17 protein-coding genes and 2 pseudogenes are annotated in these 21040 nt (G+C 74.3%); 7 read left to right on the top strand and 12 right to left on the bottom strand.

The genetic code is table 11. The features are described 5' to 3' along the window. The first annotated feature begins 37 nt into the window (after positions 1-37). Entirely contained in the window at positions 38-1255 is a 1218-nt protein-coding gene (locus IE249_RS08215) for a trans-sulfuration enzyme family protein (protein WP_189704099.1), read from the top strand. 61 nt (positions 1256-1316) lie between these two features. Here the strand turns inward: IE249_RS08215 and IE249_RS08210 are convergent, their stop codons facing one another. Both IE249_RS08210 and pdxR read right to left on the bottom strand, forming a co-directional pair. Continuing rightward, complete coding sequence (locus tag IE249_RS08210; protein ID WP_373304357.1) at positions 1317-2696, bottom strand: GNAT family N-acetyltransferase; 1380 nt, start codon at positions 2694-2696, stop codon at positions 1317-1319. A 100-nt stretch (positions 2697-2796) separates the two neighbouring features. Further along, entirely contained in the window at positions 2797-4257 is a 1461-nt protein-coding gene (gene pdxR, locus IE249_RS08205) for a MocR-like pyridoxine biosynthesis transcription factor PdxR (RefSeq protein WP_189704097.1), read from the bottom strand. Here pdxR and IE249_RS40250 point away from each other — a divergent pair. Further along, a pseudogene (locus IE249_RS40250) lies at positions 4248-4676 on the top strand (EamA family transporter); the annotation flags it as partial. The gene pdxR and the pseudogene IE249_RS40250 sit on opposite strands and share 10 nt — an antisense overlap. A gap of 741 nt (positions 4677-5417) precedes the next feature. On the opposite strand, the gene IE249_RS08195 reads toward IE249_RS40250, so the two are convergent. Further along, positions 5418-6248, bottom strand: coding sequence for an alpha/beta fold hydrolase (locus tag IE249_RS08195; RefSeq protein WP_189704096.1), 831 nt, complete (start codon positions 6246-6248; stop codon positions 5418-5420). Positions 6249-6377: 129 nt separating this feature from the next. On the opposite strand from IE249_RS08195, the gene IE249_RS08190 reads away from it, so the two are divergent. Both IE249_RS08190 and IE249_RS08185 read left to right on the top strand, forming a co-directional pair. Beyond that, positions 6378-7262 (top strand): RNA polymerase sigma-70 factor, encoded by an 885-nt coding sequence (locus IE249_RS08190; protein WP_189704095.1) that lies wholly within the window; start codon positions 6378-6380, stop codon positions 7260-7262. A 213-nt stretch (positions 7263-7475) separates the two neighbouring features. After that, positions 7476-8237: a GntR family transcriptional regulator gene (locus IE249_RS08185; RefSeq protein ID WP_189704094.1), complete on the top strand. Its 762-nt coding sequence runs from the start codon at positions 7476-7478 to the stop codon at positions 8235-8237. 106 nt (positions 8238-8343) lie between these two features. On the opposite strand, the gene IE249_RS08180 is transcribed toward IE249_RS08185, so the two are convergent. Further along, positions 8344-9501, bottom strand: coding sequence for an ROK family transcriptional regulator (locus IE249_RS08180; protein WP_189704093.1), 1158 nt, complete (start codon positions 9499-9501; stop codon positions 8344-8346). Between the two features lie 141 nt (positions 9502-9642). Between IE249_RS08180 and IE249_RS08175 the strand changes: the two genes are divergently transcribed. Then, complete coding sequence (locus IE249_RS08175; RefSeq protein ID WP_189704092.1) at positions 9643-10089, top strand: hypothetical protein; 447 nt, start codon at positions 9643-9645, stop codon at positions 10087-10089. A 178-nt stretch (positions 10090-10267) separates the two neighbouring features. Here IE249_RS08175 and mug read toward each other — a convergent pair whose 3' ends face one another. The 8 genes and pseudogenes from mug to IE249_RS08135 all read right to left on the bottom strand — a co-directional run. Beyond that, a complete protein-coding gene (mug, locus tag IE249_RS08170; protein WP_229857804.1) occupies positions 10268-10759 on the bottom strand; it encodes a G/U mismatch-specific DNA glycosylase in 492 nt (163 codons plus the stop codon). Positions 10760-10812: 53 nt separating this feature from the next. Continuing rightward, positions 10813-12255 carry an adenylosuccinate lyase gene (gene purB, locus IE249_RS08165; protein ID WP_189704091.1) on the bottom strand — a complete coding sequence of 481 codons (1443 nt, stop codon included), beginning with the start codon at positions 12253-12255 and terminating at the stop codon, positions 10813-10815. A 59-nt stretch (positions 12256-12314) separates the two neighbouring features. Then, complete coding sequence (locus tag IE249_RS08160; protein ID WP_189704090.1) at positions 12315-13160, bottom strand: SGNH/GDSL hydrolase family protein; 846 nt, start codon at positions 13158-13160, stop codon at positions 12315-12317. 74 nt (positions 13161-13234) lie between these two features. Continuing rightward, entirely contained in the window at positions 13235-14248 is a 1014-nt protein-coding gene (locus IE249_RS08155) for a hemolysin family protein (protein ID WP_189704089.1), read from the bottom strand. After that, a complete protein-coding gene (locus IE249_RS08150; protein WP_189704088.1) occupies positions 14245-15627 on the bottom strand; it encodes a hemolysin family protein in 1383 nt (460 codons plus the stop codon). Before IE249_RS08150 ends, IE249_RS08155 begins: the two co-directional genes overlap by 4 nt. Before the next feature lie 183 nt (positions 15628-15810). Further along, positions 15811-16236, bottom strand: coding sequence for a GNAT family N-acetyltransferase (locus IE249_RS08145; RefSeq protein ID WP_189704087.1), 426 nt, complete (start codon positions 16234-16236; stop codon positions 15811-15813). Between the two features lie 97 nt (positions 16237-16333). Beyond that, positions 16334-18901 carry an ABC transporter permease gene (locus IE249_RS08140; RefSeq protein ID WP_189704086.1) on the bottom strand — a complete coding sequence of 856 codons (2568 nt, stop codon included), beginning with the start codon at positions 18899-18901 and terminating at the stop codon, positions 16334-16336. Between the two features lie 379 nt (positions 18902-19280). Further along, positions 19281-20129: pseudogene (locus IE249_RS08135) on the bottom strand (ABC transporter ATP-binding protein); the annotation flags it as partial. Positions 20130-20360: 231 nt separating this feature from the next. Between IE249_RS08135 and IE249_RS08130 the strand changes: the two are divergent. Next, on the top strand, positions 20361-20612 hold the full coding sequence (locus IE249_RS08130; RefSeq protein WP_189704085.1) for an antitoxin: 252 nt from the start codon (positions 20361-20363) through the stop codon (positions 20610-20612). Between the two features lie 4 nt (positions 20613-20616). Next, positions 20617-20991: a fic family toxin-antitoxin system, toxin component gene (locus IE249_RS08125; protein ID WP_189704084.1), complete on the top strand. Its 375-nt coding sequence runs from the start codon at positions 20617-20619 to the stop codon at positions 20989-20991. The last annotated feature ends 49 nt before the right edge of the window (positions 20992-21040 follow it).

Here is a 21040-nt window from a genome sequence, read left to right as displayed (position 1 = left end):
CCACGCCGGTGACCCGGCCGCTGTTCACCCTTCCGCCATGGACACGCCCTTGGACGCAGTGAGCCCGTCCGCGTACGACGACGTACGCACCGCCCCCCGAGCACTGGCCACCGAGGCCGTGCACGCCGGCCGCGACGACCTCGCCCGGCAGGGACTGCACGCCCCGCCGATCGACCTGTCCACCACCTACCCCTCCTACGACAGCCGCGCCGAGGCCGCCCGCATCGACGCCTTCGCCACCGACGGCGCGGAACTGGAGGGCACCCCGGTCTACGCGCGGCTCGGCAACCCCACCGTCGCGCGCTTCGAGACCGCCCTGGCCCGGCTGGAGGGCACCGAGTCCGCGGTCGCGTTCGCCAGCGGCATGGCCGCGCTCAGCGCGGTCCTCCTCGCCCGCGCCGCCACGGGCCTGCGTCACGTCGTCGCCGTGCGCCCCCTCTACGGCTGCAGCGACCATCTGCTGACCGCCGGGCTGCTCGGCACCGAGGTGACCTGGACCGACCCGGCCGGGATCGCGGACGCGCTGCGCCCGGACACCGGTCTGGTCATGGTGGAGTCCCCGGCCAACCCGACCCTCGCCGAGGTCGACCTGCGGGCCGTCGCCCACGCCTGCGGCTCCGTCCCGCTGCTCGCGGACAACACCTTCGCCACCCCGGTGCTCCAGCGCCCGGCCGAACAGGGGGCGCGGCTGGTGCTGCACAGCGCCACCAAGTACCTGGGCGGGCACGGGGACGTGATGGCGGGTGTGGTGGCCTGCGACGAGGAGTTCGCCGGGAAGCTGCGGCAGGTGCGGTTCGCCACCGGCGGCGTGCTGCACCCGCTGGCCGGCTACCTGCTGCTGCGCGGCCTGTCCACGCTTCCGGTGCGGGTGCGGGCCGCCTCCGCCACCGCCGCCGAACTGGCCGGCCGGCTCGCGGCCGACCCACGCGTGGCCCGTGTGCACTACCCCCGGATCGGCGGGGCGATGGTCGCCTTCGAGGTGCACGGCGACCCGCACGACGTCATCGGCGGAGTGCGGCTGATCACCCCGGCGGTGAGCCTCGGCAGCGTCGACACGCTCATACAGCACCCGGCCTCCATCAGCCACCGCATCGTCGACGCGGACGACCGGCGGGGCGCCGGCGTCAGCGACCGGCTGCTGCGGATGTCGGTGGGCCTGGAGGACGTCGAGGACCTGTGGGCGGACCTCGACCAGGCGCTCGCGGGGCAGGGCCGGGCGGCCGAGGTGAAGGAGCTGCACGAGGCGATGAGCTGACCAGGTCACGTACGGGGTGCGGCCCGGCGAGCTCCGCCGGGCCGCACGCCGAACGTCCGGCTCAGTCCCGCAGCCCTGCCGGGCTCCGGTGCGCCTCCCGGCGGTCGTCGTACGGCGGACGCGTGGCCGCCGGGGCCGCGTCGATCCGGGCCGTGATCACCAGGGTGCCCTCCTCGATCTGGTAGTCGAGCGGCAGGCCGAGGCCGCGCATCGCGGCGACCATCCCGGTGTTCGACGCCTGCGTCACCGCGTACACGCTCGCGCAGCCCGCCTCGACGGCCATCGCCACCAGCCGCCCCAGCAGCTCCGTGCCGACACCCCGGTGCTGCCACTCGTCCTCGACGAGCAGGGCGACCTCGGTCTCGTCGCCGTCCCACAGCAGATGGCCGAGGCCGACGATCCGGCCCGAGGCGGACTGCGCGGCGAGCGTCCGGCCGAACCGCGGGCTGAGCAGGTGGTTCAGATAGCGGTCGGCGTCGCCGACCGGCCCGTGGTAGCGCATGCTCAGCGTGCGCGCCGAGCACCGCTCGTGCATCCGCCGGGCCGCCGCGAGGTCACCGGTGTCGGCCCGGCGCACGGTGATGGCGTTGCCCTCGGGCAGGGTCAGCACGTCCTCGCCGCGCGGGATGCGCGGGCCCAGCCGGGCGTCCAGCTCCACCAGCGCCCGGGCCCGCGCGAACTCGGTGGGCGTGAACGGCAGATACGGCCGCTCGACGGTGATCACCCCTCCCTCCGGGGCCCGCAGCCGCATCACCGTGTCCTCGAGCACCCCGTCGGCGGGCACCGGCTGCGGTCCGGGGCCGCCGCCGGCCGGCCGGGCGGGCAGGGAACGGATGGTGCACCGGCCCAGCAACTGCCGCAGCGCCAGCGGTAGTTCCGCCGCGTCCACCGCCGTGCGCGCCGCCAGGCCCAGCACCCGTGTCGGCACGTCCACCAGGTCGTGCGCGTCGGCCCGCTCGATCCAGGTACCGGCCCCGCCGGCCAGCGAGACCGCGCGGGTGATCGCGCACCCCTCCAGTTCGGCGGGGGCCCGCAGCAGGAACTCGTCCACGGTGCCCTCGGCCAGCGGGTGCGTCTGCAGGCTCAGGATGTCGACGTGCCGGCCGGCCAGCGCCGCGCACAGCGAGGCCAGCGAGCCCGGCTCGTCGCGCACCGTCGTCCGCATCCGCCACAGCGTGCCCGTCCCGGCCGGCCGGGCGCCGGTATCGTCCGCGGGCGGTGCGTGACCGTGGCGCCGTGCCCACCAGGTGTGGAACGCCGCCGTGGCCACCAGCGCCAGGGCCGAGATCACCAGGAGCGCCGGACCGTCGGGCCCGTGCCCGATCAGGTTGGCCACCCCGTCCGCCACCGCGACGGCCGTGAACAGGGCCGCCAGTTCCACTACGTCCCGCCGCCAGTGGTGCACCGGGCGTCCGTGCCTCGCACGGGTCACATCAGACATGTCTGGAGTCATGCAGCCACTGTGGAGGAAGCGTGTTGCGTGATCACGAACGGTTTGTGACCGATCGGTAAAGCGTGGATCCATCCCTTTTGTTGCTTTCTCAAGAGGACCGTCCGTCGCGCGCCGCCTCGGCCATCAGCCGCACCCCCGCGCGGATCCGCGCGGGCGGCAGATGCGCGTACCCGAGCACCAGCCGCACGCCGCCTTCCCCGCCCGCCGCGTCTCCGCCCACACATGTATGTCTGTACGCGGTCAGCGTGCGTACCGCGACTCCCGCGGCGGACATGCGGGCGAGGAACCGTTCCTCGGGGCCGTGCCGTGCGGGCAGATCGGCGATCAGATGGAGACCGGCGGCGATGCCGGTCAGGCGGGTGCCGGGGAAGTGCTCCGCCAGGGCGGCGGCGAGCACGTCACGGCGTTCCCGGTAGGCGCGCTGGCAGCGGCGCAACTGGCGGTCGTAGTCGCCCCGTTCGACGAAACGGGCGAACAGCGCCTGGTCGACGATGGGATGGCCGAGGTCCATGGTGCGCTTGCGCTCGACGACCTCGCCGGCCAGCGCCTCGGGGACGAGCAGCCAGCCCAGCCGCAGTCCCGGTGCGAGCGACTTGCTGACGGAGCCGGCGTAGACGACGCGCTCCGGGTCGAGGCCCTGCAGCGCGCCGACCGGGGCACGGTCGTAGCGGAAGTCTCCGTCGTAGTCGTCCTCGAAGAGGAAGCCGTCCACCCGCCGCGCCCAGTCGAGCAGTTCGGCACGGCGCCGCGCGGAGCAGGCGAGGCCGGTGGGGAACTGGTGCGCCGGGGTCGTCACCAGGGCGCGGACGCCGGAGCGGCGCAGCGGGCCCATGGCCGGGCCCTCGTCGTCCAGGGGGAGCGGAACGGTGCCGACGCCCGCGGAGCCGTACAGGTCGCCGTGCTGGGGGCTGCCGGGGTCCTCGACGCCCACGGCGCGTATCCCGCGCGCGTGCAGCACGGAGCCGAGCAGGGTGCTCGCCTGGGCCACTCCGGAGACGACGACGATCCGCTCCGGGTCGGCCACCACGCCCCGGCGTCGCGTGAGCAGCCCGGCGAGCGCGGTGCGCAGCCGGGGCAGCCCGCGCGGGTCGGGGTACCCGAGGTCGTGGTGGGCCAGGTCCGCCAGTAAGGAGCGGTGCGCCGCGCCCCAGGCGGCCCGCGGGAACAGCGACAGGTCGGGCGTGCCGGGCACGAAGTCCGCGCGGGCGTCCAGGGAGCGCGGGGCGAGGTCGAGCGCGCGCGTGCGTGCGGCACGGACCGCTCCGCCCACCCACGTCCCCGCGCCCCGGCCGCTGCGCAGATAGCCCTCCGCCGTCAACTGCTCGTAGGCCTCGGTGACCAGCCCGCGTGAGACGCCGAGGTCCGCCGCGAGGTCCCGGCTGGAGGGCAGCCGCGTGCCCGGCGCGAGCCGCCCCGAGCGGACCGCCTGGCGCAGCGCCTCCTGCAGCGCGCGCCCACGCGCGCGGGCCGGCGCCGAGACGGCCGGCAGCAGCAGCTCCCAGGCGGCGACACCGGCGGGCCCGCCCGGATTGGTCCCCGATGACGTCATGGAAGTGGACCTTAAACCGGGCCGCCGCGCTCCCTAACGTCGCCACCATGAACGCGACCACCTCGCGCGGGGCCCTGCTCGCCGCGCTCGCCTGCGTCCTCGTCGGAGGATCCTTCACCGCCAACAGCGTCCTCGGCCACTACCCGTATGCCGGCGGCCAGTTCCTGCGCTACGGCCTCGCCTGGCTGCTGCTCCTGCCGCTCGTGGGGCGGGACGCGGCGGCCCGGCGGGACACGGCCGCCCGGCTGCGGCGGCTCACGCCCCGTCAGTGGACCCGCCTCGCGCTGCTCGCGGCGGTCGGCATGGTCGGCTTCAACCTGGCGGTCCTGGCCGCCGAGCGCACCGCCGAGCCCGCCGTGCCGGGAGTCCTCGTGGGCTGCGCCCCCGTCGTGGTCGCGGTGCTCGTGCCGCTCGCGGAGGGCCGGCGTCCGCAGCGGACCGTCCTGTACGGGGCCCTCCTGGTGGCGGCCGGGGCCTGCGCCGTGCAGGGCTGGGGCCGCACCGACGGCGCCGGACTCGCCTTCTCCGTCTGCGCGCTGGCCGGCGAGGTCGGCTTCGCGGTCCTCGCCGTTCCCGTACTGCGCCCGCTGGGGCCGCGGCCGCTGGCCATGGTGGTGTGCGGGGCGGCGGCGGTGGAGGCGGCACTCACCGGCATGGTCCTCGACGGCGCCGACTGGCTGCGGTGGCCCACGGCCGGTGAGACCGCCGCGCTGCTCTGGCAGGCGGCGGTCGTCACCGTGATCGGCTTCGTGTGCTGGTACATGGGCATGCAGCGGATCGGCGCCGAGCGCGCCACCCTGTTCTCGGGTCTCATCCCGGTCGCCGCCGCCTGCACCGCGCCCCTGGCCGGTACGGGTTCCTACGGCGCCGCCCAGGCCCTCGGCAGCGCCCTGGTGTGCGCCGGGGTCGCCGCGGGCTCCACCGCCCCCGCACGGGCGGCCCGCCGCCCGGCCGCCACCGTCGATGCAACCCGCGCGCGGGCGGCCCGGCGGTCGGCGGCTGCCGTCGACATGCCCGGGCGGGCTGAGGCGCGGTCGGCGGCTGCCGTCGGGGATGACGCGTGGGCCGGCCGGCGGTCGGCGGCTGCCGTCGGCGTGCCCGCGCGGGCCGCACGGCGCTCGGCGGCTGCCGTCGACATGCCCGCGCGGGCTGAAGCGTGGTCAGCGGCTGCCGTCGAGGATGACGCGGGCGACGAGGGCCGGGTCGTCGTTCATCGGCACGTGGCCGCAGCCGGGCAGCCGCACGAGCCGAGCGCGGGGGATGATCTGCTTGGCCCGGATCCCCTGCCGGCGCACCAGCAGCCGGTCCTGGGTGCCCCACGCCACCGTGACGGGGATGCCGGGGACGTCGTCGGTGAACAGCACCTCGATTCCCGCGCGGAGCGTCTCCTCGAACCCGGTGGCCCGCGCGAGGGCGAGCGTCTCGGCGACCACGGCCTCGGGTGAGCGCCGCCCCGGGCGGGCGTAGATGGTGCTGGTCAGCACGGTACGGCCGGCCGCCGTGCGGGACAGCCGCTCGACCAGCGGCAGCGGCGTGCGCCGCGCTATCGCCCGCATCGCCTGCAGCACCCCGAAGGCGTAGCGCCGCTCGGCCTGCGACCAGAACCCGGCGGGGGACAGGGCGGTGACGGACCGTACGAGCTTCTCCCGGCCGAGCTCCAGGGCCAGCAGGCCGCCCAGGGAGTTGCCCGCCACGTGCGGCCGCTCGATCTCCAGGGCCTCGCACAGCGCGGCGAGCGCCGCGTTCATCGTGGGCAGGTCGTGGCGCAGCCCGTCGGGCAGCGCGGGGGAGGCGCCGAAGCCCGGCAGGTCGACGGCGATCACGTCCCGCTCGGCCGCCAGCAGATGGACCACCGGGTCCCAGGCCTGGCGGTGGTGGCCGATGCCGTGCAGCAGGAGCAGCGGTTCACCGCTGCCCACGCGCGCGTAGGACAGGGTCACGGTCCGCGGCCCGTGCGGGGTGGGGACCTTGAAGGAGACGGTGGCGGACATGGTGCTCCTCGTCGGGGATCGCTGACTGACGCCGGGTAGACAGCTTGTCAGCAATTACTACCCACCGGTAGCCCTCCGGTGTGACGTTCCGTCTGGACACCTGCCCTGTCCGTGAGCTGGGATGGACCGGTGACCACCGGGATGGAGACCGACCTCTTCGAGGAGCACCGGCCCGTCCTCATGGGCGTCGCCTACCGCATGCTGGGGCGGGTGGCCGACGCGGAGGACGTGGTGCAGGATGCCTGGCTGCGCTGGTCGCGCGCCGACCACGACGCCGTTCGCGAGCCGCGCGCGTACCTGGTGCGCGTCACCACCCGGCTCGCCATCGACCGGCTGCGCCAGATCAAGTCGCGCGGCGAGGCCTACGTAGGCCCGTGGCTGCCGGAACCCCTGGTCACCGATGTCGCCGGCACCGTCGCGGACACGGCGGAACAGGCCGTGCTCGCCGACTCGGTGTCCCTGGCCGTCCTCGTCGTCCTCGAGTCGCTCTCCCCGCTGGAGCGCGCCGTGTTCGTGCTCAGGGAGGCCTTCGGCTACCCGTACGCCGAGATCGCCGCCATGCTGGAGCGCGGCGAACCGGCGGTGCGCCAGCTCGCCGGACGCGCCCGCCGGCACGTCGAGGAGCGCCGGCCGCGCTACGAGGTCGACCCCGCCCAGCGCCGCGACCTGACCGAGCGGTTCCTCGCCGCCGCCGCGGACGGCGACCTGGAAGGCCTGATGGCGCTGCTCGCGCCCGACGTCCGCCTGGTGGGCGACAGCGGCGGCAAGGCCAAGGCGCCGCTGCGGATCCTGAGCACCGCCGACAAGGTGGGCCGCTTCCTCGTCGGCGCGGCGCGCAAGGGCATCGCGGACCCCTCCTTCCGCATCCTGGAGCTCAACGGCGGCCCCGCCCTGCTGATCCTCTCCGGCGGCCGCCCCGACAGCGTCTTCCAGCTCGATGTCGCCGACGGGCGGGTCCAGGCCGTCTACATCATCCGCAACCCGGACAAGCTGACGTCCCTCGCCGCCTCCTGAGCCGCCCCGCCCACCGCCCGTCCCACCGCCCGGCCCGCCGTCCGCGAACGCCTCATGAACGCTTCGTGGCGGGCGCCTGTGGAGTGCCCGGGCATTCGATGATTGGTCTTGACCAAGGGTGGGGGCCGCCCTATGGTCGCTGATAAGTACAACAACCTTTAATAAACAAGGGCGCTTAAACGCCGCCGGACCACGGCGATCGCGGAGGACAGGGTGGGGACCACGCAGCTGGAAACGGTGCCGGAGCCCAAGTACTGGCATTTGAAGACCGTGCTCAGTGAGGCACTGGACTCCGAGTTCTCGGTGGGCGAGATTCTGCCCAACGAGCGGGAGCTGGCCGCCCGGTTCGGCGTGGCCCGCGCCACGCTCCGCCAGGCCCTGGAGCAGCTGGAGCTCGAGGGCAGGCTGCAGCGCCGCCGCGGCGTCGGTACCACCGTCGCGCCGCCCCGCGTGGGTGTGGCCGTGGGCACCGAGCAGCACGCCTGGCCGGGCGCCGCGGGCGACGCCTGGCAGCCCGTGGACTGCGTGCAGGACGTACCGCCCGCGAGCGTCGCCGACGTCCTGGGCACCGACCGCGACGAGCCCGTGCACACCGTGCGCCGCTCCCGCGTCAGCCACGGCCAGCCGGTCGCGGCGGAGCTGCTGTACATCCCGGCCTCCTCCGTGCCCGACCTCAGCGCGATCGACGCCCCCTCCGGACCGGCACGCGCGCGTGCCGTGCTGCGCGAACTCCAGCGCCTCGAACTGGAGGGCCAGGAGCGCGCGGTCGAACTGGGCTCCGCCCGCGCGGACGACGCCAAGGAGCTGGACCGGCTGCCCGGCGCCCCCGTCCTGGTCGTCACCACCCGCTTCACCGTCGGCGACGGCATCGCCGCACTGTCCGTCGCCACCTACCGCGCGGACACCTGCCGGCTCACCTTCGGCGACCCGGGCGGCGTGGAGATCCACCACGGGCCCGAGCGCCAGGCCTCCTGACGCGGCCGGCAAGCGCGGACCCACGGCCGCCAGGCCTCCTGACGCGGCCGGCAAGCGCGGACCCACGGCCCGTCGCCGGCCGGCACGGACCCACGGCCCGGCGCGCTCAGCGCCGGGCCGTCACCGTGCTCTCCACCGCGAACAACTGCTCCTCGACATGGTCGAGGGCCAGCCGCAGCGCACCCGTCGCCACGGCCGCCTCGCCGAGCATCGAGAGGGTCACCTGCGGCGGCCGCAGACAGTAGCGGGCCAGCTCTCGGCGCAGCGGTTCGAGCACGCCGTCCAGACCGGCCGCCCAGCCGCCCACGACCACCAGCTCCGGGTCCAGCGCCAGCACCAGCGCCGCCACGTCGTGCACCAGCCGCTGGATGAAACGGTCCTCGGCCGCGCGGGCACGCCGGTCGCCCTTGCGGGCCAGCGCGAACACCTCGGCCACGGCCTGCTCGTCCAGCGGGTGCAGCGGCTGGTCCGTGGTCGACAGCAGCGTCTCGGGCGTCGCCTCCCGGCCCAGCAGATGCAGCGCGCCGATCTCGCCGGCGGCCCCGCCGAACCCGCGGTGCAGCCGCCCGCCGATCAGCGAACCGGCGCCCGGGCTCAGCCCGGCCAGCACGAAGACCACGTCGTCCGACTCGGTGGCGGCGCCCTTCCAATGCTCGGCGACCGCCGCCGCGTTGGCGTCGTTCTCCACCAGCACCGGGCACTTGAAGGAACGGCTCAGCCGCTCGCCCAGGTGCAGCCCGGTCCACCCCGGCAGCGCGGTGCCCAGCCGTACGACGCCGTCCGCCTCGACGATCCCCGGCGTGCCGACGCCCACGGCACGCAGGGACCCGCGCGCCACACCGGCCCTGCGCAGCAGCTCGGCCACCGCTGAGCGCAGGCGTTCCAGGCGCTCGTCCGCCCCGGCCGTCTCGTCGACGTCCCTGGCCTGCGCGCCGAGCACCTTGCCGTCGAGGTCGGCGAGCAGCGCGGCGACCCGGTGCGCGCCGATCTCCAGCCCGAGCAGGTGCCCGGCCTCGGCGCGGAACCGGAAGCGCCGCGCCGGGCGTCCCTGACGGCGGGCGGCGCCCTCCTCGGCGGCCTTCTCGACGACGAGGCCGGCTTCGATGAGGTCCTCGACGACTCCCTCGACGGTCGGCCGGGACAGCCCGGTGACCCGGGTGATCTCCGTGAGCGTCGCGCAGTCCGTGGCACGCAGCGCGTGCAGCACCACCGCGGAATTGATCCTTCGCAGCAGCGAGGGATCCCCGCCGGTCAGCCGCCCCACCGTCCGTCCTCCCAGCTCGTGCGCGTGTGGGGCGGATCGTACTCGGCCCGGCCCGGCACAGCGAGCGCCGGGACCGCGAGCCGGAGGGCGCCACTCCTGACGCCCCGCCAATTGTCAGTGGCAGCCGGTTTACTGGAACGCATGGACATCGCCGAGTACCTCGCCGTGATCGACCGGCTGTGCGCCCGGGAGTTCCCGGCGGAGCGCGGCCGGTCGGACTCCGTGCTGGGCGGACCCGGCTATTTCCTGGCCGAGTTGGAGGCGAGCCACGGTCTGCGGCCGGGCTGCGCGGAGCGGCGCGCGGGAGCCGCGGACGACTTCCACGCCCTGAAGGAGGCCCTGTCCCAGGTCCTGGACGCCCGCAAGGGCAGGCGGCAGGAGCCCTGGGGCATGCTCACGCTCAGACTGCGCCGCGCACGCGGCGAGGCGATACCCGAGCCCTGGTCGGAGCTCAGCCTGCGCACGGACGAGCTGAACCTGTGGGGGCCGGACGGGACGGGCCGCTGGCTCGCGGTCGGCGTGGCCGACCGGGACCCGGCAGACGGGATACAACTGCTCGCGGTCGTCACCGACATGGGGCCGCCGTGACCGGCGGGCCGCCCGCCAGAGCCTCTCTTCCGGATCTTGCCGCCGGTCGCGGGGTCCGGCACGCACTACCCCATCGCGTCGACTCCCTCCTACGCCTCGCATCTGCACGCACCAGATCCCGCTAGGGTCGGCCGGGAAGTGAGGTCGCTCGGAGCCGGCCTGATCCGGAAGAAGGGCCCTAGTCGGCCTCCGCGGCAACGCGCAACCGCGCGAACTCCTCCGCCATCGTCTCGGCCGTCCAGTGGGCGTTCAGTCCGCTCGGGTTGGGCAGCACCCACACCCGCGTGGCGCCGATCGTCCGCTCCTGCGGCCCGACCCCGGCCTTGCGGTCGTCGAAGGCCGCGCGGTAGGCGGTCACTCCGACCACGGCCAGCCACCGGGGCCGCCAGTGCGCCACCTTCAGTGCCAGCGCCCGGCCGCCCTCCCGGTACTCCTCGGGCGTCAGCTCGTCGGCCCGGGCGGTGGGCCGCGCCACGACGTTCGTGATGCCGAGCCCGTACGACACGAGCTCACCCTGCTCCGCCGGCTCGAGCAGCCTGGGTGTGAACCCCGACCGGTGCAGCACCGGCCAGAAGCGGTTGCCCGGGCGGGCGAAGTGGTGGCCGGTGGCGGCCGACATCAGACCGGGATTGATGCCGCAGAACAGCACGCGCAGGCCGGCCGCGACCACGTCCGGTATCGGGCGGTCGCGGGCGGCCTCGAGTTCCGCGCGGGTGAAGCGGGTCAGAGGATCGCCCCGGGAGCGTAGGCCGCGGCCTCCGGATGCTGCTTGACGATCTCCTCGACGCGTGCGGCGACCGCGCCGACCTGGTCGGCCGCCGCGCCGGTGAAGGAAAGCTTGTCCGCCATCAGTGTCTCGAGCTGCGCCCGGTCCAGGGGGAGGCGCTCGTCGGCGGCGAGCTTGTCGAGCAGGTCGTTGCGCTCGGCGCCCTGCTCCCGCATCGCCAGCGCGGTGGCGACGGCGTTCTCCTTGATCGCCTCGTGGGCGACCTCGCGGCCGACCCCGGCCCGCACCGCGCCCATCAGCACCTTGGTGGTGGCGAGGAACGGCAGGTAGCGGTCCAGCTCCCGGGCGACGACGGCCGGGAAGGCGCCGAACTCGTCGAGGACGGTCAGGAACGTCTCCAGCAGCCCGTCCAGTGCGAAGAAGGCGTCCGGCAGCGCGACCCGGCGCACCACCGAGCAGGACACGTCGCCCTCGTTCCACTGGTCGCCCGCCAGTTCGCCGGTCATGGAGGCGTAGCCGCGCAGGATCACCATCAGGCCGTTGACGCGCTCGCAGGAGCGGGTGTTCATCTTGTGCGGCATGGCCGAGGAGCCGACCTGGCCGGGCTTGAAGCCCTCGGTGACCAGTTCGTGCCCGGCCATCAGGCGGATCGTCTTCGCCAGCGAGGAGGGCGCCGCCGCCAGCTGCACCAGCGCGGTGACGACCTCGTAGTCCAGGGAGCGGGGGTAGACCTGGCCGACCGAGGTGAACGCCTGGGAGAAGCCCAGGTGGCCGGCGATGCGCCGTTCCAGCTCCGCGAGCGCCGCCGCGTCGCCGCCCAGCAGGTCCAGCATGTCCTGCGCGGTGCCGACCGGGCCCTTGATGCCGCGCAGCGGATAGCGGCCCAGCAGCTCCTCCACCCGGCCGTACGCGACGAGCAGTTCGTCGGCGGCGGTGGCGAAGCGCTTGCCGAGGGTGGTGGCCTGCGCGGCCACGTTGTGCGAGCGGCCGGCCATGACCAGCTCGGCGTACTCGCCGGCGAGCCTGCCCAGGCGGGCCAGCACGGCCACCGTGCGGTCGCGCATCAGCTCCAGCGAGAGCCGGATCTGCAGCTGCTCGACGTTCTCCGTCAGGTCGCGGGAGGTCATGCCCTTGTGCACGTGCTCGTGCCCGGCGAGGTCGTTGAACTCCTCGATCCGCGCCTTCACGTCGTGCCGCGTGACCTTCTCGCGCTCGGCGATGGAGGCCAGGTCGACGGTGTCGAGGACGCGCTCGTAGTCGGCGATCGCCGCGTCCGGCACCTCGATCCCGAGATCCTTCTGGGCGCGCAGCACGGCGAGCCAGAGCTGCCGCTCCAGCCTCACCTTCTGCTCGGGCGACCAGAGCGTGGCGAGCTCGGCGGAGGCGTAGCGTCCGGCGAGGACGTTCGGGATACGGGGCTTTGCGGGCGCAGCAGTCACGTGCACCGAGTTTACTGGCGATTCGTGCAGGCCAGCGCCGCGGGGTTGTTCGTCGGAACCTACGAGAGCCCGGAGAGCTCGCCGGAGCCCTCGGGCGGCAGGGCCGGCCGGGTGCCGCCCGGTGGCTGGGCCGGGTCCCCGTACGGCAGCAGTTCGGGCCGCTTGGCCGGGCGGCCGTCGCCGGAGGAGCGGCCGGTCAGCCGCCTGCCTATCCACGGCAGCAGGTGCCGCCGGGCGAAGCGTGCGTCCGCGAGGCGGCGGCCGGCCCAGTTCGGCGGCGCGGTCGCGGTCATGGGCGTACGCCACTCGGTGTCCTCCGGCTCGTACCCGAGGGCCTGCCACACCGCCTCCGCGACCCTGCGGTGGCCCTCGGCCGTCAGATGCAGACGGTCCACGTCCCACAGCCGGGGATCCGCCAGCGACGGCGCGCCGTACAGGTCGACGACGATCGCGCCGTGCCGCTCGGCCAGCTCGTCGACGCAGGCGAACAGCTGCTCCATGCGCGGCCGGAAGCGCTCCAGGACGGGACCCTGCCGGCCAGGGCTGCGCATCAGTACGAGCCGTTCGCACGACGGCGCCAGCCGCTCCACCGCCTCGGTCAGCAGGCCCCGGACCCGGTCCATGTCGCACTTGGGCCGCAGGGTGTCGTTGAGCCCGCCGACCAGCGTGACCACGTCGGCCCGCATGGCCGCCGCCACCTCGACCTGCTCGTCGACGATCTGCCCGATGAGCTTGCCCCGCACGGCCAGGTTGGCGTACCGGAAGCCGGAGTGCCGGGCGGCCATCCGCGCCGCGAGGAGGTCGGCCCAGCCGCGGTAGGAACCGTCGGGCAGCAGGTCCGACATGCCCTCGGTGAAGGAGTCGCCGACCGCGACCAGGCTGGAATACGTGGGATTCGTCTGCATGGCGAGAGCGATGGTATCCCGGTCGGCCGGTCACATACCAAGCGGTCGGTTCCTCTCGGTGTCGGGCCGGCGGGTCACACCGGCTGGCCGAACAGCTCCCGCAGTACGTCCTCCATGGTGACCAGGCCCGACAGCCGGCCGTCCGGGCCCAGGACGGCCGCGAGGTGGGTACGGCTGCCGCGCATGGCGGTGAGCACGTCGTCCAGCGGTGTGCCCTCACGGACCCGGGCGATGGGGCGCATGTCGCGCAGCCGGAACGCCTCGTCGCGCGGGGAGGCGTCCAGCGCGTCCTTCACGTGCAGGTAGCCGATGATCCGGCGGCCCTCGTCGACCACGGGGAAGCGGGAGAAACCGGAGTCGGCCGACAGCCGCTCCAGCTGCTCCGGGGTGACCCCGAGACGTGCGTAGACGACCCGCTCCAGCGGGAGCACGACGTCGCGCACGGGGCGGCTGCCGAGCTCCAGCGCGTCGTGCAGCCGCTCCTGAGCCCTGTTGTCGATGAGTCCGGCCTCGCTGGCGTCCTTGACGATCTCGGCCAGCTCCGTGTCCGTGAAGGTCGCGGACACCTCGTTCTTGGCCTCCACCCGCAACAGCTTCAGCAGCCCGTTGGCGAACGCGTTGACCGTGAAGATCACCGGGCGCAGGGCGCGGGACAGCGCGACCAGCGGGGGGCCGAGCAGCAGCGCGCTGCGCACCGGCTCCGCCAGCGAGATGTTCTTCGGCACCATCTCGCCGAGCAGCATGTGCAGATACGTCGCCAGCGCCAGCGCGATCACGAACGACACCGCGTGCCCGGCGCTCGCGGGCACGCCCACCGCGTGGAACACGGGCTCCAGCAGATGCGCGATCGCGGGCTCGGCGACCACGCCGAGCACCAGCGTGCACAGGGTGATGCCGAGCTGGGCGGCGGCGAGCAGCGCCGAGACGTGCTCCAGGCCCCACAGCACGCTCTTCGCACGCCGGTCGCCCGCCTCCGCGTAGGGCTCGATCTGGCTGCGGCGCACGGAGATCAGGGCGAACTCCGCGCCCACGAAGAAGGCGTTGACGACCAGGGTCGCCAGGCCGATCAGGATCTGCACTCCGGTCACCGGTCGGCCTTCCTCTCCTCGGCGGTGTGCCCGCCGTGTCGCTCGTCCCGCCGCTCGGGCCCGGGCGGTTCGTCGTCGAGCGGGGCGTGCAGCAGCACGCGCGCGGCGCGGCGGCCGCCCGCGTCCACCACGTCCAGCCGCCAGCCGCCGACGTCGAGGACGTCACCGGCCGCTGGTATCCGGCCGAGCTCGGTGGCGACAAGGCCCGCGAGCGTCTCGTACGGCCCCTCCGGCACCCGCAGGCCGACGCGCGCGAGCTGGTCGATGCGCGCGGAACCGTCGGCCGAGTACAGGGCCCGCCCCTCGGTGTCCGCCCCGGCCGGGGCGAGGTCGGGCGTCTCGTGCGGGTCGTGCTCGTCGCGCACCTCGCCGACGACCTCCTCGACGATGTCCTCCAGCGTGGCGACTCCCGCCGTACCGCCGTACTCGTCGATCACGACGGCCATCGTGCGGCGGCCGGAGAGCCGGTCCAGCAGCCGGTCGACCGTCAGCGACTCGGGCACGAGCAGGGGCTCGCGCATGATCTCGGAGACCCGCACCCGTATCCGCCGCTCGGCGGACAGGGCCAGCACGTCCTTGACGTGGGCGGTGCCGACCACCGAGTCGAGGCTGCCGCGGTAGACGGGGAAGCGGGACAGGCCCGTGGCGCGGGTCGCGTTCGCCACGTCCTCGCAGGTCGCCCGCGCCTCGAGCGCGACCACCTGGACGCGCGGGGTCATCACGTTCTCCGCGGTCAGGTCGGCGAGGTTCAGGGTACGGACGAACAGCTCGGCGGTGTCCGCCTCCAGGGCGCCCGCCTTCGCGGAGTGCCGGGCCAGCGCGGCCAGCTCCTGGGGCCCGCGCGCGGAGGCCAGCTCCTCGGCGGGCTCCACACCGAGCCGGCGCACCACGCGGTTGGCCATGTTGTTGAGGTGGGTGATGAAGGGGCGGAAGGCCGAGCTGAACCAGCGCTGCGGGGTGGCGACCCGCCGGGCCACCGCCAGCGGCGAGGAGATCGCCCAGTTCTTCGGGACCAGCTCGCCGACCACCATCAGGAACACCGTGGACAGCGCCGTGCCGAGGACGAGCGCCACCGAGGTCGCCGTGGACCGGGACAGCCCGAGTGCCTGCATCGGGCCCGCGAGCAGCTTGGCGATCGACGGCTCGGCGAGCATGCCGACCACCAGGTTGGTGACGGTGATGCCGAGCTGGGCGCCGGAGAGCTGGAACGTCAGGTTCCGTACGGCTTTGAGGGCGCCGGCCGCGCCCCGCTCACCGCGCTCGGCCGCCCGCTCCAGCGAGCCGCGGTCGACGGTGGTCAGCGAGAACTCGGCCGCGACGAACGCGCCGCAGGCCAGGGACAGCAGGACGGCCACCAGCAGCAGGAGCACTTCGGTCATCGGGTCACCCCCATCCCATGGTTGGCCCGGACGGGGCAGTTCGCGCGATGCCGCGCACTGGGAGGCTCGCCCATGGGCGGACGCTCACAACCTTTCATGCAGGACCGAGTGATCCTGCAATGGTAAAGGATGGGCAAAGGAACCGGGGAATGCGGGCCGCTCCGTCACCGGTCGGCCCCGGACTCACCGCGCCAGCGGCTTCACCCACCGCCTCCAGTGCTCCTCGGGCCCGTACCCCGCGGCGCTCCAGGCGTGGCGCGCGCGCTCGTTGCGAGTCAGCACCATGGCGTCCGCCCGCCGCCCGCCCAGCCGTACGAAGCGCTCCTCGGCCGCGGCGAGCAGCGCCGAGCCGATGCCCAGTCGCCGGCGGTCCGGACGCACCGCCAGCCGGTACAGATGGCACCGCCAGCCGTCGAATCCGGCGATCACCGTGCCGACCAGCTCGCCCGCCTCCTCGGCCAGCAGCAACGCCTCCGGATCGCGGCTGACCAGCCGCTCCACACCCTCCCGGTCGTCACTGATGCTCGTGCCCTCGGCGGCCGCCTTCCAGAAGGCCAGCACAGCGTCGAGGTCGTCGGTGGCGGCCACCCGTATACGCAGATCGATCATGCGACGATCCCATCAGGAAGCGGCGGCCGGCGTGCCGGATTCCACCATCCGGAACGGGGCCCTGTGACGCGGGCCCGGCGCGGCCGGCGGTCGGCGGTCACTCGTGGGCGATGGCCGCCAGGACGTTCATGCGGGAGGCTCTCAGCGCGGGCAGCAGGGCCGCGACGATGCCGACCACCGCCGCACCGACGACGACCGCCACGATCGTGCCCCACGGGACGGCCAGGGCGGTCATGCCCTGGAGGGCCAGGACCTGCTGCATGCTCACGCCCCAGACCAGGCCCAGACCCAGTCCCAGGACGGCGCCGAAGACCGCGATCACGACCGACTCCAGCCGGATCATCCGCCGCAGTTGCCGCCGGGCCAGCCCGATCGCGCGCAGGAGGCCGATCTCGCGGGTGCGTTCCACCACCGACAGGGCCAGGGTGTTCACCACGCCGAGGACGGCGATGACGATCGCCAGACCCAGCAGGGCGTAGACCAGATACAGCAGCACCGCGATCTGGTCGTGCACCAGCTTCTTGTAGTCGGCCTGGTCGCGCACCTGCACGTTCGGATACGGGGCGAGGGACCGCTCCAGGCGGGAGCGCAGTTCGCCGGCGCCCGTGCCCGGGGCCGCGTTGACGTACAGCGCCGCGTCCTCGGTGCCGGGCACGTACCTGTCGACCGTGCCGATGCCGAAGAAGAGGCCGCCCTGCACGCCGAAACCCTCGGCGGACTCCTGGTCGGTCAGGGCGCCCACGGTCAGCGCGGTCCGGCGGCCGCCCTGGAACTCGGCGGGCACCACGGTGCCCACGCGCACACCGTGCTTGCGGGCGAAGTCCACGTCCATGGCGAGATGGCCGTCGGCCAGCGCGGCCGCGGTGTTCCCGGCCGCGTACTTGATGTGCGCGACCGAGTCGAGCCGCGGATCGTATCCGGAGGCCGCCGTCTCGACGCGCTTGCCGTCCGGCAGCCGTACCGCGATCGCCGCGAGCCGCTGCCGTACGGCGAGCCCCGCGCCCGGCGTGCCGCGCACCTTGTCGGTGACCTCCGCCGGGAAGGGCACGAAGTTGCGGTTCTGCACCACGAAGTCGGCGCCCAGCGTCTTGTCGATCTGGCGGTCGAAGGAGCTGGTCATCGAGGCGCTGGCCACCGACATGCCGCCCACCAGGGCCAGCCCCACCATCAGGGCGGCCGCGGTGGCACCGGTCCGGCGGGGATTGCGCAGGGCGTTGCGCTGGCTCATCCGCCCGATCGGGCCGAACAGCGCGGGGAAGGCGCCGCCCAGCACCCGGATCAGCGGCCGCACCAGCAGCGGGCCGGCCACGACGGTCGCGACCAGGGTGAGGACCACGCCGACGCCCAGCAGGGAGGCGGCGGTCGCGGTCCTGGTCGCCGCCGCGCAGCCCCCGAGCGCGGCCAGGCCCGCCGCGCCGAGGGCCGACCCCGCCACCGCGCGCACCCGCAACGGCTGCCCCGCACCGGCGACTTCCGCGTCCGCGAGGGCCGCCATCGGTGACACACCGGCGGCTCGGCGGGCGGGCAGATAGGCGGCCACGAAGGTGACCCCGACACCGACGGCGTACGCCGCGACCGGTGTGCCCCAGCCGATGACCATCTCCGTGGTCCTCAGATTCATGCCGAAGGCGCTCAGCAGCCTGATCAGCCCGGCCGCCAGGCCGATGCCCGCCGCCAGGCCCAGCGTCGAGCCGACCAGGCCGAGCAGGACGGCCTCGGTCAGCACCGAGCGCCGCACCTGTCGCCGGTCCGCGCCCAGGGCGCGCAGCAGGCCCAGCTCGCGGGTGCGCTGGGCGATCAGCATGGAGAAGGTGTTGACGATGAGGAAGACGCCGACGAGGACGGCGATCCCGGCGAAGCCGAGCATCACGTACTTGATGACCTTGAGGAACCCGCCGAGGTCGGCGGCGGCCGACTTGGCCTGCTCGCCCGCCGTCCTCAGGTCGTAGCCGCCGGTGCCGATCGCCGCGCCCACGCGGTGCTTGAGCTCGGCGTCGCTGACGCCCTTCACCGCGTCGAGGGAGATGCTCGTGGCGCGGTCCGTGGAGCCGAGCAGGCGGCTCTGCGCGGTCGGGGTGTCGAGGAAGACGCGCGCCGAGCCCGGGTTGGTGGTGGTGAAGGTCGCGATGCCGGAGACGCTCACCCGGAACGTCCCGGTCGGCGACTGCACCGCCAGCCGGTCGCCGATGCGCACGCCCTTGTGCCGGGCGGTGTCGGCGTCCAGGACGGCCTCGCCGTCGCCGTGCGGGGCGTGGCCGGAGGTCAGCTCGACCGGGCTTCGGGCGGTGGCCTGCCAGTTGGACGCGATGGTGGGGGCTCCGGTGGTCGGGCCGACCGGCTGGTTCCTGTCGTCGACCACCGTGACGTTCTCCACGAGGACGTTCACGCGGCTCGCGGCGACGCCGTCCACCTTGGCCAGGCGGGCGGCCAGCGAGGCCGGCACGGTCTGCACGGCGCCCGTGCGGATGGGGGACTTGAGGTCCTGCCGGGGCGCCACGGTGACATCGGCGGCGGTCGAGGCGAAGAGGCGGTCGAAGGTGCGGGTGACCGTGTCCGAGAAGATCAGGCTGCCCGCGACGAAGGCCACGGACAGCACGACGGCCAGGGCGGAGAGCAGCAGTCGCCCCTTGTGGGCGAGGAAGCTGCGCAGCGTCGCCCTGAGCACCGGCTCAGGCCTCCTCTACGGCGGCACCGTCACCGTCGCGCGCCCGGGCTCCGTCGTCCTCCGCGCCCGGCTCGTCGCGGCCGCGCGCACGAGCCCCGGCCCCGTTGCCCGCCTGGGCCCCGTCCCCGTCGGACGTCCCCGTCCCGTCCTCCACGAACCGATCGCCGGCCGCGTCCATACGCGGGGGTCGCGTGCTGCCCGGAATGCGCGGGCTGCCGTCAACCCGACGGCCCGCCCCGACCCCACCGAAGCCATCGACGCCACCGGAACCGCCCGACCCGCCCGGCTCGCCCGACCCGCCAGGGTCGCGGGAGCCTGCGACGCCGCCCGGATCGCCGAGGGCGCCCGGGCCGTCGGGACCGGCGGAGCCGCCCGGAACCCCGGGCCCGCCCGAGCCCCCGGCGTTCCCCCGGCCTCCGGCGCCCCCCGGGTCCCCGGCGCCGGCCCCGGTCCGGGGCTGGGTGCTCGCGAACAGGCGCATCCGCTCCAGTACCGCCTCCGCCGTCGGGTGTTCCATCTCGTCCACGATCCGGCCGTCCGCGAGGTAGAGCACCAGGTCGGAGTGGGCGGCGGCGCCCGGGTCGTGGGTCACCATGACGACCGTCTGCCCGAGGGAGTCGACGGCCTCGCGCAGGAAGCCGAGCACCTCCAGACCGGCCCGCGAGTCGAGGTTGCCGGTCGGCTCGTCGGCGAAGATCAGCTCGGGCCGTGAGGCGAGCGCACGCGCGCAGGCCACGCGCTGCTGCTGGCCGCCGGACAGCTGGGACGGCCGGTGCCCGAGCCGGTCGCGCAGGCCGAGCGTGTCGATCACCCGGTCCAGCCACTCCTCGTCGGGCTTCCTGCCCGCGATGTCCATCGGCAGGGTGATGTTCTCCAGCGCGTTGAGCGTCGGAATGAGGTTGAACGACTGGAACATGAAGCCGATCCGGTCGCGGCGCAGCCGGGTAAGCTCACGGTCCTTCAGCCCCGTGATCTCCGCGTCGCCGATCCAGACCTGCCCCGCCGAGACCGTGTCGAGCCCCGCCAGGCAGTGCATCAGGGTGGACTTGCCCGACCCGGACGGCCCCATGACCGTCGTGAATCGGCCGCGCGCGATGTCGACGTCCACCGAGTCCAGCGCGAGCACGGTGGTCTCGCCCGACCCGTACGCCTTGGTCAGCCCGCGGGCGCGGGCCGCGGTGCCCTCGGCCGTCGGCCGGCCCGGCGCCGCAGCAGCAGGTGTGGACACGACGGCCTCCTCGGTGGTCCTGCGTCCCTGAACGTCCTGGCTCATGAGTGCTCTGTCCCGAGCCGAGCCTAGTGTGACCAGGCCCACAGCCGGTATCCCCCGTTGGACCGAGCCGCGTCTCCACCCCCGGGCAGGCCCTTCGCGGCCCGTGTAAGGGACACCCTCCACCCAAGGCGCGGCACGACGAGCCGGCCCTTGCCCGTGCTAGCGGTCACGCGCTAGCGTCGAGGCATGGCGAAGACCCAGCTGAACGTGAGAGTGGACGAGGGCACCGCCCGCGCCGCCCGCGAACGCGCCCTGGCCCGCGGCATGAGCGTCAACCGCTACATCGAGGAACTGGTCCGCCAGGACACCGGCGAGGCGGGCCGCACCTTCGTGGAGGCCGCCGCGGACTTCATGAAGAGCTACGAGGCGGTCTTCGCCGAGGAGTTCGGCAACCATCGCGAGGGCGGCCGCGGACAACGGGACGAAGGCCGGCGCTGATCCCTTGAACGATCTCAGGATCGACCTCGCCTGGCTGCTCATGCTCGCCGAACGGATGACGCCCGGGGACCCGGAGGTCACCGACTGGGGCGCGCTGGTCGCCGCGGTGGCACGGCACCGGGCCGAGATCTTCGACGTCCCCGTCTACGACACCCCGCACGCGCGCGCCGCCGCGCTGCTGCAACTCCTCGTCCACGTGCCCGCGCTGGAGCGCTCCAACGCCCTGTTCGCCTCCGCGGTCGCCTACGCCTACCTGGTCGCCAGCGGCCTGAAGGTGGTCACCTCGCCCGAGCAGGTCCGCGACCTGGCCCGGCTGGTCAAGAGCGGTGAGGCCTCGGTGCGCGACATCGCGGAGGAGCTCCGGCAGTGGAGTCTGTGACCAGCCTCCCGTCACCGGGTCACCGAGCCTCGGCCACTCACTCAGCCAC

Origin of the sequence: Streptomyces anandii JCM 4720 (genome assembly GCF_014650655.1) — a bacterium.
GTDB classification, from domain to species: Bacteria; Actinomycetota; Actinomycetes; order Streptomycetales; family Streptomycetaceae; genus Streptomyces; species Streptomyces anandii.
Note: the sequence above shows the minus strand (reverse complement) of the source record. Positions and strands in the feature narration are given on the sequence as shown.

What these genes read in the sequence shown, in the direction of transcription:
- IE249_RS08145 (WP_189704087.1), bottom strand. Translation starts at nt 16,236, where the DNA reads ATGATCGATCTGCGTATACGGGTGGCCGCCACCGACGACCTCGACGCT.
- IE249_RS08150 (WP_189704088.1), bottom strand. Translation starts at nt 15,627, where the DNA reads ATGACCGAAGTGCTCCTGCTGCTGGTGGCCGTCCTGCTGTCCCTGGCC.
- IE249_RS08210 (WP_373304357.1), bottom strand. Translation starts at nt 2,696, where the DNA reads ATGTCTGATGTGACCCGTGCGAGGCACGGACGCCCGGTGCACCACTGG.
- IE249_RS08175 (WP_189704092.1), top strand. Translation starts at nt 9,643, where the DNA reads ATGGACATCGCCGAGTACCTCGCCGTGATCGACCGGCTGTGCGCCCGG.
- IE249_RS08160 (WP_189704090.1), bottom strand. Translation starts at nt 13,160, where the DNA reads ATGCAGACGAATCCCACGTATTCCAGCCTGGTCGCGGTCGGCGACTCC.
- IE249_RS08195 (WP_189704096.1), bottom strand. Translation starts at nt 6,248, where the DNA reads ATGTCCGCCACCGTCTCCTTCAAGGTCCCCACCCCGCACGGGCCGCGG.
- pdxR (WP_189704097.1), bottom strand. Translation starts at nt 4,257, where the DNA reads ATGACGTCATCGGGGACCAATCCGGGCGGGCCCGCCGGTGTCGCCGCC.
- IE249_RS08215 (WP_189704099.1), top strand. Translation starts at nt 38, where the DNA reads ATGGACACGCCCTTGGACGCAGTGAGCCCGTCCGCGTACGACGACGTA.
- IE249_RS08130 (WP_189704085.1), top strand. Translation starts at nt 20,361, where the DNA reads ATGGCGAAGACCCAGCTGAACGTGAGAGTGGACGAGGGCACCGCCCGC.